Origin of the sequence: Paraeggerthella sp. Marseille-Q4926, assembly GCF_916618935.1 — a bacterium.
Classification (GTDB): domain Bacteria; phylum Actinomycetota; class Coriobacteriia; order Coriobacteriales; family Eggerthellaceae; genus Paraeggerthella; species Paraeggerthella hominis.
Genome location: NZ_CAKAKF010000002.1, coordinates 217,511 through 232,347 on the forward strand (window position 1 = coordinate 217,511; position 14,837 = coordinate 232,347).

At 61.2% G+C, this 14,837-nt stretch carries 12 protein-coding genes; 8 read left to right on the top strand and 4 right to left on the bottom strand.

The genetic code is table 11. From position 1 onward, the window contains the following. The first annotated feature begins 3 nt into the window (after positions 1-3). Positions 4-345, top strand: a complete 342-nt coding sequence (locus LG373_RS04210; protein ID WP_114565987.1) for an arsenate reductase family protein — start codon at positions 4-6, stop codon at positions 343-345. An 11-nt stretch (positions 346-356) separates the two neighbouring features. On the opposite strand, the gene LG373_RS04215 is transcribed toward LG373_RS04210, so the two are convergent. The 3 genes from LG373_RS04215 to LG373_RS04225 all read right to left on the bottom strand — a co-directional run bounded on the left by LG373_RS04215 (position 357) and on the right by LG373_RS04225 (position 2,771). Beyond that, a complete protein-coding gene (locus tag LG373_RS04215) occupies positions 357-605 on the bottom strand; it encodes a hypothetical protein (RefSeq protein ID WP_225749095.1) in 249 nt (82 codons plus the stop codon). A gap of 143 nt (positions 606-748) precedes the next feature. Beyond that, positions 749-2,044 (bottom strand): GHKL domain-containing protein, encoded by a 1,296-nt coding sequence (locus LG373_RS04220; protein WP_114565997.1) that lies wholly within the window; start codon positions 2,042-2,044, stop codon positions 749-751. A 4-nt stretch (positions 2,045-2,048) separates the two neighbouring features. After that, a complete protein-coding gene (locus LG373_RS04225; RefSeq protein WP_114565998.1) occupies positions 2,049-2,771 on the bottom strand; it encodes a LytTR family DNA-binding domain-containing protein in 723 nt (240 codons plus the stop codon). A 188-nt stretch (positions 2,772-2,959) separates the two neighbouring features. Here LG373_RS04225 and LG373_RS04230 point away from each other — a divergent pair, with 188 nt between their 5' ends. The 6 genes from LG373_RS04230 to LG373_RS04255 all read left to right on the top strand — a co-directional run bounded on the left by LG373_RS04230 (position 2,960) and on the right by LG373_RS04255 (position 11,681). Then, positions 2,960-4,768 (top strand): InlB B-repeat-containing protein, encoded by a 1,809-nt coding sequence (locus LG373_RS04230; protein WP_225749096.1) that lies wholly within the window; start codon positions 2,960-2,962, stop codon positions 4,766-4,768. A gap of 76 nt (positions 4,769-4,844) precedes the next feature. Next, positions 4,845-5,285, top strand: a complete 441-nt coding sequence (locus LG373_RS04235; RefSeq protein ID WP_225749097.1) for a hypothetical protein — start codon at positions 4,845-4,847, stop codon at positions 5,283-5,285. A 206-nt stretch (positions 5,286-5,491) separates the two neighbouring features. Next, a complete protein-coding gene (gene serA / locus LG373_RS04240; RefSeq protein WP_114566001.1) occupies positions 5,492-7,072 on the top strand; it encodes a phosphoglycerate dehydrogenase in 1,581 nt (526 codons plus the stop codon). A gap of 211 nt (positions 7,073-7,283) precedes the next feature. After that, positions 7,284-8,813: a 2-isopropylmalate synthase gene (locus LG373_RS04245; protein ID WP_114566002.1), complete on the top strand. Its 1,530-nt coding sequence runs from the start codon at positions 7,284-7,286 to the stop codon at positions 8,811-8,813. A 379-nt stretch (positions 8,814-9,192) separates the two neighbouring features. Further along, positions 9,193-10,677 (top strand): aldehyde dehydrogenase family protein, encoded by a 1,485-nt coding sequence (locus LG373_RS04250; protein WP_114566003.1) that lies wholly within the window; start codon positions 9,193-9,195, stop codon positions 10,675-10,677. A gap of 518 nt (positions 10,678-11,195) precedes the next feature. Next, a complete protein-coding gene (locus LG373_RS04255; protein WP_225749098.1) occupies positions 11,196-11,681 on the top strand; it encodes a PaaI family thioesterase in 486 nt (161 codons plus the stop codon). 62 nt (positions 11,682-11,743) lie between these two features. Here LG373_RS04255 and LG373_RS04260 read toward each other — a convergent pair whose 3' ends face one another. Then, complete coding sequence (locus LG373_RS04260; protein ID WP_225749099.1) at positions 11,744-12,397, bottom strand: TetR/AcrR family transcriptional regulator C-terminal domain-containing protein; 654 nt, start codon at positions 12,395-12,397, stop codon at positions 11,744-11,746. Between the two features lie 345 nt (positions 12,398-12,742). Here LG373_RS04260 and LG373_RS04265 point away from each other — a divergent pair, with 345 nt between their 5' ends. Next, complete coding sequence (locus tag LG373_RS04265) at positions 12,743-14,824, top strand: FAD-dependent oxidoreductase (protein WP_114566006.1); 2,082 nt, start codon at positions 12,743-12,745, stop codon at positions 14,822-14,824. Positions 14,825-14,837 lie beyond the last annotated feature (13 nt).

A 14,837-nucleotide genomic window follows, 5' to 3' on the forward strand; every position in this document is an offset into this window, starting at 1 on the left:
AGCATGAACATCCAGGTATTCGGCACGAAAAAGAGCTTCGATACGAAGAAGGCCCAGCGCTACTTCAAGGAACGCCGCGTGAAGTTCCAGTTCATCGACTTGAAGGAAAAGGGCATGAGCAAAGGGGAGCTGGAGTCGGTCTGCCGCGCCGTGGGCGGGATCGACAAGCTGGTGGACCCGAAGGCGAAGGATGCCGATCTGGTGGCGCTGCTGGCGTATTTGAGCCCCGACCAGAAGTTCGACAAGGTTTTGGAGAACCAGCACGTTGTGGCGGAGCCGGTGGTGCGCAACGGGAAGCAGGCCACGGTGGGCTACGCTCCGGACGTGTGGGGAAGCTGGGAATAGGCGCGACGCTGCTATTCCCAGCTTTTCTTCGGGAGCGTTGCGTGGCGCACCGGGGACGTGGTTCGCAAGGGCGACTGCGCCTGCAGGGCCTCTTTCTCTTTCGCGTTCACTTTGCGACGACGGTCGGCCGCCCGTTCCACCCAGGCGTCGCGCGCCTTCTCGCTTTTGAATTCGTGCAGTACCGGCGACGTTTTCACGAACTTTTGCCCCATGCCCATTTCGTGACTGTCTTGGACCGCGTAATATGCCTTGGCCTTCATGACGCTGCTCCGATGCTCGTTGGAGAAGATGGGGCAGGGTGGAAGCGCCCTGCGGCCCGCACCTTCTGTAGGCGTTGCTTGTTTGAAAGTTAGTTTATACTAACTTTGAGGAGATGCAAGAGCGTCCCATGCGCGCGGGGACGCTATGCGGGCTGCTGCTCCAGGGGAATGGCGATGCGGGCGACGAACGCGCCGCCGACGGTTTCGTACAGGGACATGCCCCCGTGCTTTTCCACGATGGCGTCCACGCTTTTGATGCCGAAGCCGTGTCCTTGTTCGGACGTCGTCGGTCTGTCGTTTTCCATGGTCACGGTCTTGCAGCAGGGGTTTTCGACAAGGACCAGCAACGTGCGGTCGTCGGCGCTCGTAATTGCCAGGCGAACCTCGCGGTTTCGACCGTCGTGCACGTTCGCGCAAGCGGTCACGGCGTTTTCCAGCAGGTTCGACAGCAGGGCGCACCACTCCGTGTCGCTTAGCGGCACGTGTCGGGAAAGGCTCGCCGTTACCTGCATCGACACGCCAAAGTGATGTGCCTTTGCGGAAAACGAGGACAGTATCAGGTTCGTCGTCTCGTCGTTGCAGAACCGCTGCGGAGTGATGTCGTCAAGGTCGGCTTCGATTTCCGCTAGGTACTCCTTGAGCTTTTCGGCGTTGCCTTCAGCAACCAAGTTGCTGACAAGCGCAAGGTGGTGGCGCATGTCGTGTCGGTAGGCTGCCGTTTGCGCGGTTGTCTCGCGCAATCGGCTGAGCTCGAGCTTGGCCTGGTCGAGCTGCGCTGCGGCGGCTTGCTGTTCCTGAAGCAGCACCTGCTTTTCGCGCGTGTTTTTGAATACGCGAAAGACCAGGTAGTACGACAGCACCGTAAGCACAAGGGGTACCAGGCGCGCGTTCAGCCCGGCAGGCAGGTCCGTGATGGAGAAGCTGCCCCGCGTTGAGAACGCGTACAGTTCGTACGTCAACGGAATCAGGGAGAACCGAGCGAAATCGCCGGGTTCGCCGTGCTTGAGCGCGTAGGCGACCAGGTTGCGGAATCCCTTTGCGGCCACAAGAAGCATCAGCGCGCACGTTGCGGCAAAGATGGCCAGCTCGGTCCAGGGCCCGGTTTCCCCGAATAAGCGCGCGACCGAATCCACGATAACGGGGACGGCGCAGGACACGAATGCGGTGAGGAACGCGAACGCCACCTTCCATCCACGATACGGGGAGATGATCGAGAATCCGATGAGAATCGGGACGTGCATGATCAGGGCGTATGCGTGCGCGTAGGCGGTGCGCCCGAACAGAAGGAACACGGCGACGTTGACGATGATTGTGCCAAGGGCGAATGCGATCGCGATCTTCTTGCGCTGCGGCGGGATCTTGGCGGGCTGCACGTCGAGCAATACCCACATGAAGGCAACGGCGTAGACGGGCAGGATGAATACGGGTACGAGCGACATGCCGTTACGCCATTTCCGCCTGCATGAACAACCGCTTCAAGTAGGCGGCTTTGACCTCGCCGAACAGTCTGCGCGATACGGGGACTGACTCGTCCGAGAACGTGCGCAGGCTTAGCTTCTCCAGCCCTTGAATCTGATCAAGATTGACGATGAACGCCCGGTGGGTTCGGATGAATTCGGGTCGGCTGAGAAGCTGCGGCTCGTAGTCCGAAAGCGACCCGGCAACTTCTCGCACGCTCTTGTCGGTCAGGTGGAAGCGTACGGTTCGGTTGAGCACTTCGACATAGGCCATGCGCGCGAATGGGATGTTGGCGGCCCCGCTCTTGAGCTTGACAGCCAGCCCCGCGTCGTGCCCTTCGATGTGCAGCCGCAGCTTGTCGAGCATGGGGAGCAGCTTGTCGTAGCTCACGGGTTTCAGAAGGTAATGGAACGCGTCGACCTCGTAGCTTTGAACGGCGAATTCGGGTGATGAGGTGAGAAACGCAATCTTGACGTTTTCGTCGAACTCTCGGATTTCCCGAGCGATCTGCATACCGTCGACGAAAGGCATCATGACGTCGAGCAGCAGTAGGTCGAAAGCCTCGTTGCGCACGTCATCGAATAGTGCAACGCCGCTGGTGTAAGCGGCGAGGGAGAGGCTGGCTTTCGTTTCCCGACGGTATCTGTCGAGCAAGTTCGCGAGCACCGCCAGGTCTTTGGGGTTGTCTTCGCAGAGTGCGATGCGCACGGTGTTGCCTTTCTGGCCGGTGTTGAGTTCCTTGGGGTATCGTCGTTGAACGCAACTGGAAACGTCACCGCTTTTCCCGTTCCGTTCATGTTTGAAAATCTTACCGTTTGTGCAGAAAACGGTTTGCGTATTGAATTATATGACATGATTGCCCTCAAAATGCATGAAATTAAACGAAAGGAAAGCCGATGGGTAAACGATGGGCGAGCGCGTTTGCGGGAGCGGTCCTGCTGCTTGCTTTGATGCCGGTGGCGGCGTTTGCGGCGGAACCCGCTGCGTCGTTTGGCGGCGGCACCGGGTTGGAGGACGATCCGTACCTGATCGAGAACGAGGCCCAGTTGCGCGCCATGGGAGCCGGACTGAACGACGGCACCCTCTCGAACGCGAGTTTCAAGTTGACGGCGAACATCGATCTCGCTGAGGCTTGGGATGCTCCTTGCGGGACGTATTCCGGCACCTTCGATGGAGGCGGGAGGACGATCTCCGGCTTGGTTGTCAACGGCGGCGCTTCGCAGGCGTCGTTGTTCGGCATGGTGAAGGGCCGTATCGTGAATCTGGGGTTGGCGGACGTTGCTGTGACCGGGGGGAACTACGCTGGAGCTTTGGCGTCGGAGTTGCGGGGAGGCGTCGTTTCGCGTTGCTTCGTTTCGGGTGCGGTCAGCGGCAATGACTCCGTGGGCGGGTTGGTCGGCGCTGCTACCGGCCGCGCGCTTATCGAGAATTGCTACAGCACGGCTTCCGTGACCGGATCGGCAAGCTCTATTGGCGGCATTGCGGGCTTCGTGCGCACGGGTGTCAACATCTCGTATTCCTATAGCACGGGCATGGTGCAGGGGAAAGAGGTGGTCGGCGGCATCGTGGGCAACGTGGACAACTACCAGGGCGAGAATACCATCAAGAATTGCGCCGCGCTCGGTTCGTCCGTTATTGCGACGAGCGGTGCCTCGTCGGCAGGTCGCGTCTGGGGCAACGCTGTAAATGAAAACGTATTTACAGCTTCGAATAATTATGGGTTTGCGGGCATGAGCGTTGGCATTGGGTCGTCTGATATCGCGCCTGAGAAGGGTGCCGAGACGAAGGACGGCGCGGATGCGTCCGCAACGGACATCGTCGACGCATCGTGGTGGCAGCGTCAAAACGGACTCGGGTTCATGGCGGCTCCTCTGGGCGCTTGGACGTTTTCCTCTGGGAACCTGCCTGTGCTGATGGGCGAGAAGAACCCGATTCCCACTCATATTGCGTCCGAGGCCGTGTGCACCGTTTCGTTCGACGTTGCTGGCGGCAGCGCCGTGGAACCCCAAACGGTTAAGGCCGGATCGAAGGTCGCCAAACCGGTCGACCCGGTAAAGAGCGGCGCGACGTTCGGCGGATGGTGCAAGGATTCCGCATTGACGGTTCCGTGGGATTTCGAAAGCGATACGGTTGCCTGCGATACCACGTTGTACGCGAAGTGGACGGCTTTGGCGCCGGTGTACGTCGACCGCACCATCGTGGACGAAAAGAGCTTGGTCCAGGTGAGTGGGAAGCTGACCGAGGGCGCTGTTCTCGAAGTGGCGCCCTTGTCCTCGGGCGCTGCGTACCAGGCGGTTTTGGCGCAGGCCGGCCGTGAGGGGCACGACGTGCTTTCCGCGTACGAGGTGCGCTTGACGGGCGGCTCGTACGAGGGCGCGTTGCGGCTGTCGTTCCCTTTGGATAGGAAGCACGATGGGAAGACGGTCACGGTTCGCCATCTGAAGGCGGATGGGACCTTGGAGACGATGACGGCCGAATGCGCGAACGGGAAGGTGCTGGTCAGCGTGGGCGAGCTTTCATCTTTCGCCTTGACGGTGCCAAAGGACGTGCAGGACGGCAAGATCGTGCCGGCGGCTGAGGCTCAGCCTAAGACGTTGGTTAAAACGGGAGATACGTCGAACATGATAGCTATGGCCTTGATCGCGTGCGTTGCGTTCGGCGCCGTTGCGCTGGGCGCGGTTGGTGTACGCAAGCGCAGCGAATAACGAAGAAGGAAGCGAGGGATCTGCTGGCAGCAAGCGTTGCCTTGTTTGGGTCCTTTCCAAGAAAATGGAGGATGACATGGAAAAGAGCGGGTCTCAGAAGGTTCTCAAGGTTATTTCGATCATCATGATTGTGCTGGGCGTCCTGGGGGTTGTATCGGGGGCGTTGCTGCTGGCCGGAGGCGGTGCTTTGGGCGTATCGGGTATCGATACGGCAAACGACGATGCCGCCGTTGCGGGTGGATTGACTATGATCGTTGGGTTCGGCTTGCTTTTGTCGTCCGCTTTCAACCTGATCATCGGTATTTTCGGGTTGCGTGGGGCGAACAACCCCAGCAAGATCGGCGCGTTTTTCGTTCTGGCGGTTCTGGGCGTGGTGTTCGGCGCGCTCAACCTGGTGGGCACGTTCCTCGGCGGCGCGGAGCTCTCGTCCATCGTGAGCGCGATCGTGTCCCTGGCTCTGCCCATTGCGTGCGTGATGCTTGCGAACAACATCAAGCATCGGGAAATGCGCTGGTAGAAAACTGCTTTCAACTGCGGGGTCGTATGCGGTTCGTGCGGCCGCATAAGCCCCGCAGTTCGCATTTCATCGGTTATTTCGCCGCTCGTGCTTTCGCGCGGGCGGTTTTTTCGTATGATGGTTCCGCCCGTTCGGCCGAGGCATGTGCGCCTGGTCGGGGCATCTTCATTCCGACACTGTTACATGAATCAAAAGGTGGGTTCGTTATGACGAAGAAGGTGCTGGTTTCCGAGAAGCTGGCCGAAGCCGGCCTTGCGGTGCTGCGCGACAAGGGCATCGAGGTCGACGTCAAGCTGAAAATGACGCCCGAAGAGCTGCTTGCGGCCATTCCCGAGTACGACGGGCTCATCGTGCGGTCGGCCACGAAGGTCACGCGCGAGGTGATCGAGGCTGGCGGCAAGCTGCGCATCATCGGGCGCGCGGGCGTAGGCGTGGACAACGTCGACGTGGAGGCCGCAACCGAGCGCGGCGTCATCGTATGCAACGCGCCGACGTCGAACATCGTGTCGGCCGCCGAGCACACCATGGCCCTCATGTTGGCATGCGCGCGCAACATCGCGCCTGCGAACGCGTCCATGCATGCGGGCGTGTGGGAGCGCGCCAAGTTCACGGGCGTCGAGCTGTACGAGAAGACGCTGGCCATCTTCGGCCTGGGCCGCATCGGCGGCTTGGTCGCCGAGCGAGCCCGCGCGTTCGGCATGAAGCTGATCGGGTACGATCCGTACTGCAGCCCCGAGCGTGCCGAGCAGCTGGGCGTGACGTTGTACGACGACGTGAACGCCATCGTTCCGCTGGCCGATTTCATCACGGTTCACCTGCCCAAGACCAAAGAGACCATCGGCATGTTCGGGCCGGAACAGTACGCCGCCATGAAAGACGGCGTCATCTTGGTCAACGCTGCGCGCGGCGGCATCTTCAACGTCGATTCGCTGGCCGATTTCCTGGCGGCGGGCAAGATCGGCGCGGTGGGGCTTGACGTGTACGAAACGGAGCCGTGCCGCGAGAGCCCGCTGCACGAGTTCGAGAACGCCATCCTCACGCCGCATCTGGGTGCGAGCACGCTCGAGGCTCAGCTGCGAGCGGGCGTGCAGACGGCCGAGTACGTGGCGGCCGGCCTGGAGGGGTCCATCGTTCCCACGGCGCTCAACATGGCTCCCGTGCCGCCCGAGGTCATGGACACGGTGGGACCCTACGTTCCCGCCTGCCAGATGATGGGCAGCATGTTGTCCCAGATTCACGGCGAGGTTCCGCAGTTCTTGAAGCTGACGGCGGCGGGCGCGCTGGCGAACGCCGACCTGTCCATTCTGGTTGCCGGCATGCTCAAGGGGCTGCTGTCCTACCAGAACACGGCAACGGTCACCCCGGTGAACGCCGAGGCCGTAGCGAAGCGCCACGGCATTCGCATCGATACGCTGTCGAACGCCGACGCCGCCGGGTACGCTTCCACGGTGTCCATCGTGGCCGACGGCACCGAGGTTGCGTGCACGCTGGCCGGCGAGGCGCAGGCGGCGCGCCTGGTGTCGCTTTTGGGGTACAAGATGGACATCGCCCCGGCGTCGCAGTCGCTCGTGTTCGAGTACGAAGACGCGCCGGGTCGCGTGGGCACCATCGGGACCATCTTGGGCGAAGCGGGCATCAACATCACCACGATGCAGATCGGCACGAAGTCGGAGGAGCGCTGTGCGCTTGCATACATGAACGTGGAGGGTTCGGTCGACGAGGACGTGCTGGCGAAGCTGCGCGCGGGTTTGGCCGACCTCAAGAACCTCTGGTACATCAAGCTGTAAGATCGGGGGGAGAAGTTGCAGCGGTGCTTCAGAGAAGCGCCGCTCGCCTCCCTTTACGGTCGGTTTCCCGGAATTGACCGGAGCTCGAAGAATCCCAATTGAATCGGTTGGCTTAATTAGCTATGATTATCAAACCAATTTGAGCAGCCTGCCGCCCGCGGCGCCTTTCGGCGAAGCGGGCGGCAGGCGTATGACGGGAAGGAATGAGCACATGACGCGCAAGATCGATATCTTCGACACCACGCTGCGCGACGGCGAGCAATCGCCGGGCGCATCCATGAACACCGAGGAGAAACTGGTGGTCGCGCGTCAGCTGCTACGTCTGAACGTCGACGTCATCGAGGCGGGTTTCCCCATTTCGAGCCCGGGCGATTTCGAGAGCGTCCGCCGCATCGCCGAGCTGGCGGGCGATCAGGCCGTCGTGTGCGGTTTGACGCGCGCGGTCGAGAAGGACATCGATTCGGCAGCCGACGCGCTTCGCTACGCCAAGCGCCCGCGCATTCACACGGGCATCGGCGTGAGTCCGAGCCATTTGCGCGACAAGCTGCGCATCACCGAAGAAGAGTGCATCGAGCGCGCGGTCAAGTGCGTGAAGTACGCGAAAAAGTACGTTGAGGACGTGCAATTCTACGCCGAGGACGCGGGCCGTTCCGACTACGATTTCCTGGTGCGCGTGATACAGGCCGTCGTGAACGCGGGCGCCACCGTGGTGAACATCCCCGACACGACGGGCTATTCGCTGCCCGAAGAGTTCGGACAGCGCATCAAGTACCTGGTCGACGGCGTGAACGGCATCGAGAACGTGAAGATCGCCGTGCATTGCCACAACGATCTGGGCATGGCCACGGCGCTTGCCATGGCCGGCGTGAGAAACGGCGCCCGCCAGGTCGAGTGCACCATCAACGGCCTGGGGGAGCGTGCGGGCAACACGGCCATGGAGGAAGTGGTCATGGCCATCAGGATGCACGAAGAAGAGCTGGACGCGCACACCGACGTGAACACGCGCGAATTCGTGAAGGCCAGCCGCTTGGTGTCGTCCATCACCGGCATGAACGTGCAGGCCAACAAGGCTATCGTGGGCGCGAACGCGTTCGCGCACTCCTCGGGCATTCACCAAGACGGCGTGCTGAAGAAGCGCGACACCTACGAGATCATCGATCCGGTGGACGTGGGCGCAGGCCAGAGCCAGATCGTGCTGACGGCGCGTTCGGGCCATGCGGCGCTCAAGCATCGCCTGGAGGAACTGGGCTACGACTTCGAGGGCGAGGCGCTCGATCAGGTGTACGAGGCGTTCCTCAACCTGGCCGACAAGAAGAAGGAAGTCTACGACGAAGACCTGGAGAGCCTGATCAACGAGCGCGATCGCAACGAGCGCGCGCTGTACACGCTCGAAGCCATTCAGATCAGCTGCGGTTTCCCGCTCACCCCGACCGCAACGCTCACGCTGCGCGATGCCGAGGGCGAGGTTCGCACGGTGTGCGAGTACGGAACCGGCCCCATCGACGCCGCGTTCAAGGCCGTGGACAAGATCGTGCAGGTGGGCAACGACCTGACCGAGTTCACGGTGACCTCCGTCACGCGCGGCATCGACGCCTTGGGCGAGGTGACCGTGCGCGTGACGGCCGAGGGCGGGGACGCCTATACCGGTCGCGGGGCGGACGGCGACATCATCGTCTCGTCGGCGAAGGCGTACCTGAACGCCTTGAACCGACTGCTTTTGGACAAGCAGCAGCGCGCGTAAGCGTTTCGGCTGCGTGCAAGCTGCTGGCAAGGACCGACGAGGGGTGCGCTGACGAAGGTTGGCGCACCCCTCGTCGCGTTGCTGGGGCGCGGGCGTGCCGGGGTGCGTTGCGCTCGATGCGACGCGGGCGCTTGCGCTTGCGCGCTGGATCCCGGTTTCCGCGGCTGGCTTCCCGATCGGTTTTTTCGCCTTTCGTCTTGGAACAGCTTCCGTTCGCCTGTAATTGACACCTGATCACCCACGTTTACGGACCGTTGACGATTCTTCATGAGAAGACGACTGACAGTTCTGCTGCTCGCGGGGTATGCTAGAGAAAGCGATCAAGGTGAATCGCTATCCTGAACGCATCGCATGCGCTTCCAAGAGAAAGGATGCACAAATGAACAATCCTGCTCAGGAATCCTATCAACTCTACATCGGGGGCCAGTGGGCCGACGCGTCCGACGCCGCGACGCTCGATGTCTACTGCCCTGCAAACGGAGAGAAGCTCTCCACGATTGCCGACGCTTCGAAAGAAGACGTCGAGCGCGCCGTCGACGCCGCATGGAAGGCTTTTGAGACCTGGGGCAAGACCGACAAGGCCGAGCGCGCGATCATCCTGAACAAGATAGCCGACGTCATCGAGGAGAACGCAGAGCATTTCGCCCTGCTGGAAACCCTTGACAACGGAAAGCCCATCCGTGAGACGCGCGCCATCGACGTGGCTTACTCCGTCGACCACTTCCGTTACTTCGCCGGCGTGCTTTTGGCCGACACGGGCGAGGCCGACATGCTGCCGGGCAACATGATGTCGCTCGTGGTCCACGAGCCCATCGGCGTGGTGGGCCAGATCGTGCCGTGGAACTTCCCCTTCCTCATGGCCGCCTGGAAACTTGCTCCGGTGCTGGCTGCCGGCGACTGCACGGTGTTCAAGCCGTCTTCTACCACGTCGTTGACCGTGCTCGAACTGGCTCGCTTGACCCAGGACATCATTCCCGCCGGCGTGTTCAACGTGGTGACGGGCCGCGGCTCCAAGTCCGGCCAGTACATTCTGGACAACCCCAAGATCAGCAAGCTGGCGTTCACCGGCTCCACCGAGGTCGGTCGCGACGTCGCCCGTGCGGCGGCCGAGCGCCTGATTCCGGCTACGCTCGAACTGGGCGGCAAGTCCGCGAACATCATCTTCCCCGATTGCAAGTGGGACATGATGCTCGACGGCGTGCAGCTGGGCATCCTGTTCAACCAGGGCCAGGTATGCTGCGCCGGCAGCCGAATCTTCGTGCACGAGGACGTCTACGATAAGTTCGTCGAAGATGCCGTCAAGGCGTTCGAGAACGTGCGAGTCGGCTTGCCGTGGGAAGACGACACTCAGATGGGCAGCCAAATCGACGAGCGCCAGATGAACAAGATCCTGGAGTACGTCGAGATCGCCAAGCAGGAGGGCGGCAAGGTGCTCGTGGGCGGCGAGCGAGCTACGGAAGGCGAGCTGGCAAAGGGCGCGTTCCTCAAGCCGACGCTGCTGGAGGTGCCGAACAACTCGTGCCGCGTGGCTCAGGAGGAGATCTTCGGGCCGGTGGCCGTGGTCATCAAGTTCAAGGACGAGCAAGAGGTCATCGACATGGCCAACGACTCGGTCTACGGCCTGGGCGGTGCCGTGTGGACTCGCGACATCAACCGCGCGTTCCGCGTTGCCCGAGGCGTGAAGACGGGCCGCATGTGGGTGAACACCTACAACCAGATTCCGTCGGGCGCGCCGTTCGGCGGCTACAAGCAGTCCGGCATCGGTCGCGAGACCCACAAGGTGATGCTCGAGCACTACACGCAAACGAAGAACATCATGATCAACCTGGGCGAAGAGCCGAGCGGCTTCTATCCCCAGAAGTAAGCGCTGCAAGCGGTTCGCGCTTCAACCTTCGAAGGGGTCCGGCATTGCGTCGGGCCCCTTTTGCGTGGTGCGCCAACGGTTGGCGCGCGGTCGGATCGGGCGCGCTCTTCCTGCGAACGAGGGCTTTCGGCGCGCGTTTGCTTCCGCGCAAGCCGGCTTGCGCGCGAAAAACCGCTGTCGCTGGCAGGTTTTGACGGTTAGAGGTTGTCGTTCTCGTCGTTACGTGCGCCGCTGCTCGGATCGTATTTTGTTTTACCAGGTCACAGCTTTGGTCTGCGGTATTGCCCTTTCGCGGGCGCGCGTCTTGCCCGGTTCGACGACCCCAAACCGTCAAAACCTGCCAGCAAACGCGATTTTTCGTGCGCACGTGGTCTGCGGCGGCGGCGCCGTTGCTGGCTTGCCGTCTTCTGTTCGCGGGGTTTCGCAAGGGTTCACGGTGCACGCGATTTGCCCGTGTCGCCGGTACGTGCGGGCCGCTACCATGAAACGCAGGCAATGGGAAGGGAAGGGCGAAAACGATGGCTACCATGAATCCGGAACACGCGAGCGCGGTGATCGAGCTGATCAACCGCTCTCCTTACTTCGAGCTGCTTGACGTGAAGCTGGTGGAGCTGGGCGAGGGGTCGTGCGTCGCGTCGTGCGATCTTCAGCGCAAGCACATGAACGCATTCGGCGGGGCCCATGGCGGCGCGTACGCCTCGCTGCTCGATTGCGCTGCGTATTGGGCGGTGTACGGATGGCTTGAAGAGGACGAGGGCTGCACGACTATGGACATCAACGTATCGAACCTCAAGGCTTCGAGCGTCGGTCCCGTTACGGCGACGGGTCGCGTTATCAAGCGAGGTCGCACCATGTGCTTCTGCGAGGCTGAAGTGCGCAACGGGCAGGGTGCGCTGCTGGCGCATGCAACTTCGAAGCTTCTGGTAGGACCTCATCTTCAGCCTATGAGCGCGGCCGTGCGCGAACTGGGATCTGCCGCGTTGCCGCCGAAGTTTCTCGCATGAGAAGCACAGCGCCCCGAAGGAAGGCCGCGCAATCCGCAGCCTTCCTTCGGGGCGCTGAAAGCCTACAGGTTGCGTCGCAGCTGCGCTTCCTTGATCTGCATTTCAAGCGAGCTGTGGATGATGTTGGCGAAGGGGCCTGCCTGACCGGTTAAATGCTCGACAGTGGGCTGGTCGCACTTGCGGATGTAGTAGTACAGAAACGCGCAGGTGTAGAACTCGGCAAGGAACTGGATGTTCTCGTTGGGAAGGTAGCGGTTCGACAAAATGGTGTCGATGTCCGTGCGCAATGCGGGCAAGTACAGGTTGTACAGGTAGTTGCGCAGCGAATAAGGGCTGTTGTCCACGAGCGCTTGCGTGTAGAAGCGTCGCTTGGTCTCCAGCACGTTGCCGAAGCATTCGAAGAACTCGGAATGGTCGAGCGAGCGAACGCCGGATTTCTGCAGGATGTAGTAGGGGAAGCGGGAGATGGAGTCGTTCGAGTTCTCTTCGTACACCAGCGCGCTTTCGGGGAAGCGCTTCTTGAGCTCCTGGCCTAAATCGTAGCGGAATATCCACGTGATGAGGCATTCTTTGTTTTCGAAATGGTAGTAGAACGTTTTGCGGTTCTTCCCAGTGCGCTCGATGATGTCGCTGATCGACACTTTCTTCAAGGGCATTTCGTCGCAAAGCGCCACGAAGGTGTCGGCGATGAGGAGCATCGTGCTTAGCGCGTTCATAGGGCTGCCTCGCTCTCGGATTGTACGGCCTGCGGTGAACGCTTGCAGTATAGCGTGTGCTGCCGGCTATTTCTAGGACAAAATAAAAAAAATGTGCATGTTTGCAGTTTGCAAACCCCCAGAATTGGGATAACTATGCCCTAAAAAGCCCACTAAATGGGCAATTTGTACCAGCAATGTTGGGTTAAACACCCCGAATAACCAACAATCTAATCTATCTGTCCATCGTCAGCCTAAAAGTCAGCGCGTACAATGACGATCAAGAGGTCGGGCAAGACGAGTCGCCCTCTTGGCGTATCACGTGAATGAACGCTTGGCAAACGCAAAGCGGAAAGGGGTTGTAACGTGGCAAAGTATCAGAAGCTGCTCGAGCCGTTCTCGATCGGCAACGTCGAGCTGAGGAACCGGTTCGTCATGCTGCCGATGACGATCGAGAAGGTCGACAACTATCACATTTCGGACGATTTGGTGGACTTCTACGAGCAGCGCGCTAAGGGCGGCGTGGGCCTGATCGAAGTGGGCAGCGCGTACATCTGCGATTGCTTCAACACGGAGCCGAAGTACCACACCACGACGGGCGCATGCGGCATCTGGGCCGACGAGTTCAATCCCGGTTGGCAGCGCATCGCCGAGGTTTGCCACAAGCACGGTTCCAAGGTGGCCGCTCAGCTGCAGCTGTGCTACGAGTGGCGCGCCTCCGGCGACGATCCGCTGCTGTCCTACGCTCCCTCCAAGGACGTTCCCAGCGGTCCGTTCGTGGGCATGCCCGAGCGCGAGTACACCAAAGAAGAGATCGCCATCGTGGTAAAGCAGTACGGCGAAGCTGCCAAGCGCGCCAAGGACAGCGGCATCGACATCATCGAGATCCATGCCGGCATCGGCTACATGGTCATGCGCTTTTTGTCCAAGTACTCCAACCATCGTACCGACGAGTACGGCGGAAGCGCCGAGAACCGCGCTCGCTTCCTCTGCGAGATCGTCGACGAGATCCACAAGACCTGCGGCGACGACATGCCCATCCTGGTGCGCATCTCCGCCGACGACTTGATGCCGAACGGCAACCGCATCGAGGACACCCTCGAGATCATCCCGATCGTCGAGAAGCACGGCGTGGACGCCTGGAGCGTGCAGGCCGGCTTCCACGAGGCTCCGCGCCCGGTCGCGAACCAGATCGTTCCCGAAGGCGAGTTCATCGACCTTGCCAAGCAGGTGAAGACCGTTACGAACAAGCCCGTCTTCCCCGGCACCCGCATCAACACGCTCGACATGTGCGACAAGGTTGTCACGCAGGGCTACGGCGACGCCGTGGGCATGGCGCGCCAGTTCATTGCCGATCCCGATACGGCTGCCAAGGTTGCCGCCGGTCATCCCGAGCAGGTTCGCCCCTGCATCGTGTGCAGCCGCTGCCTTGACAACATCTTCATCGGCAAGCCGTGCCAGTGCTCCGTCAACGCCAACGTGTGGGAAGGCGTCAAGGTGGGCCTGCCCGAGGAGAAGCCGGCCGAGGCTCAGAAGCACGTTGTCGTCGTGGGCGCTGGCCCCGGTGGCCTGGAAGCTGCTCGCGTTGCGGCCGTCCGCGGCCACAAGGTGACCGTGCTCGACAAGTCCGATCGCGTTGCCGGCCTGCTGGGCATGGCGCAGGTGCTCAACGCCAAGATCGAGCCGCTGGTGTCCTACTGGAACGAAGAGATGAAGCTGCATCCGAACATCGAGGTCAAGCTCAACACCTACGTGGATGCCGACACAGTGAAGGCTCTCAACCCCGACGAGGTCATCGTATCTCCCGGCGGCGGCATCATCAGCCTTGACGTTCCCGGCATCGACGGCAAGAACGTCGTGAAGTCCGAGGACATCAAAGAGATGTGCTCCGGCAAGGTTCCCGAGGGCAAGGGCATGCTGTGGAAGGCTGCCGTCGCGGCCATCAAGGCGCAGGGCGGTACCGTGGGCTTCATGCGCATGGGCCTGAACATGGCGTCCGGTCCCACCGCTATCGTGGGCAAGCGCGTCGTGGTCGTGGGCGGCGGATTCGCCGGCTTGGAAGTTGCCGAGGCGATGTGCGAGAACCGTGAGATCACGGTCATCGAAGAAGCCAAGAAGATGGGCAACGGCATCGGCATCATCGACAAGAACCCCACCATCAACTTGGTGAAGTCCAAGGGCGTGAAGCTCATGCCGCTGACCCGCCTGGTCGAGGTTACGAAGAAGGGCGCGAAGGTTCAGAACGTCGAGACCGGCGAAGAGCAGCTTATCGAGTGCGATACCGTTCTGACGTCGCTCGGCGTCGAGCAGAACACCAAGCTCTACGACGAGATCGCCAAGGTGTTCCCGAACGCCAAGCTCATCGGCGACGCTACCACGCCGGCCGGCAAGGTCTACCGTACGCTCGAGGCTGTCAAGGGCGGCTACGCAGCGTCGATGACCCTGTAGTTCTTATGGCGCG

Excerpts from the sequence above, each read along its gene's own strand:
- LG373_RS04255 (WP_225749098.1), top strand. The coding sequence starts at position 11,196 with ATGGCTACCATGAATCCGGAACACGCGAGCGCGGTGATCGAGCTGATC.
- LG373_RS04230 (WP_225749096.1), top strand. The coding sequence starts at position 2,960 with ATGGGTAAACGATGGGCGAGCGCGTTTGCGGGAGCGGTCCTGCTGCTT.
- LG373_RS04245 (WP_114566002.1), top strand. The coding sequence starts at position 7,284 with ATGACGCGCAAGATCGATATCTTCGACACCACGCTGCGCGACGGCGAG.
- serA (WP_114566001.1), top strand. The coding sequence starts at position 5,492 with ATGACGAAGAAGGTGCTGGTTTCCGAGAAGCTGGCCGAAGCCGGCCTT.
- LG373_RS04250 (WP_114566003.1), top strand. The coding sequence starts at position 9,193 with ATGAACAATCCTGCTCAGGAATCCTATCAACTCTACATCGGGGGCCAG.
- LG373_RS04260 (WP_225749099.1), bottom strand. The coding sequence starts at position 12,397 with ATGAACGCGCTAAGCACGATGCTCCTCATCGCCGACACCTTCGTGGCG.
- LG373_RS04235 (WP_225749097.1), top strand. The coding sequence starts at position 4,845 with ATGGAAAAGAGCGGGTCTCAGAAGGTTCTCAAGGTTATTTCGATCATC.
- LG373_RS04210 (WP_114565987.1), top strand. The coding sequence starts at position 4 with ATGAACATCCAGGTATTCGGCACGAAAAAGAGCTTCGATACGAAGAAG.
- LG373_RS04215 (WP_225749095.1), bottom strand. The coding sequence starts at position 605 with ATGAAGGCCAAGGCATATTACGCGGTCCAAGACAGTCACGAAATGGGC.
- LG373_RS04220 (WP_114565997.1), bottom strand. The coding sequence starts at position 2,044 with ATGTCGCTCGTACCCGTATTCATCCTGCCCGTCTACGCCGTTGCCTTC.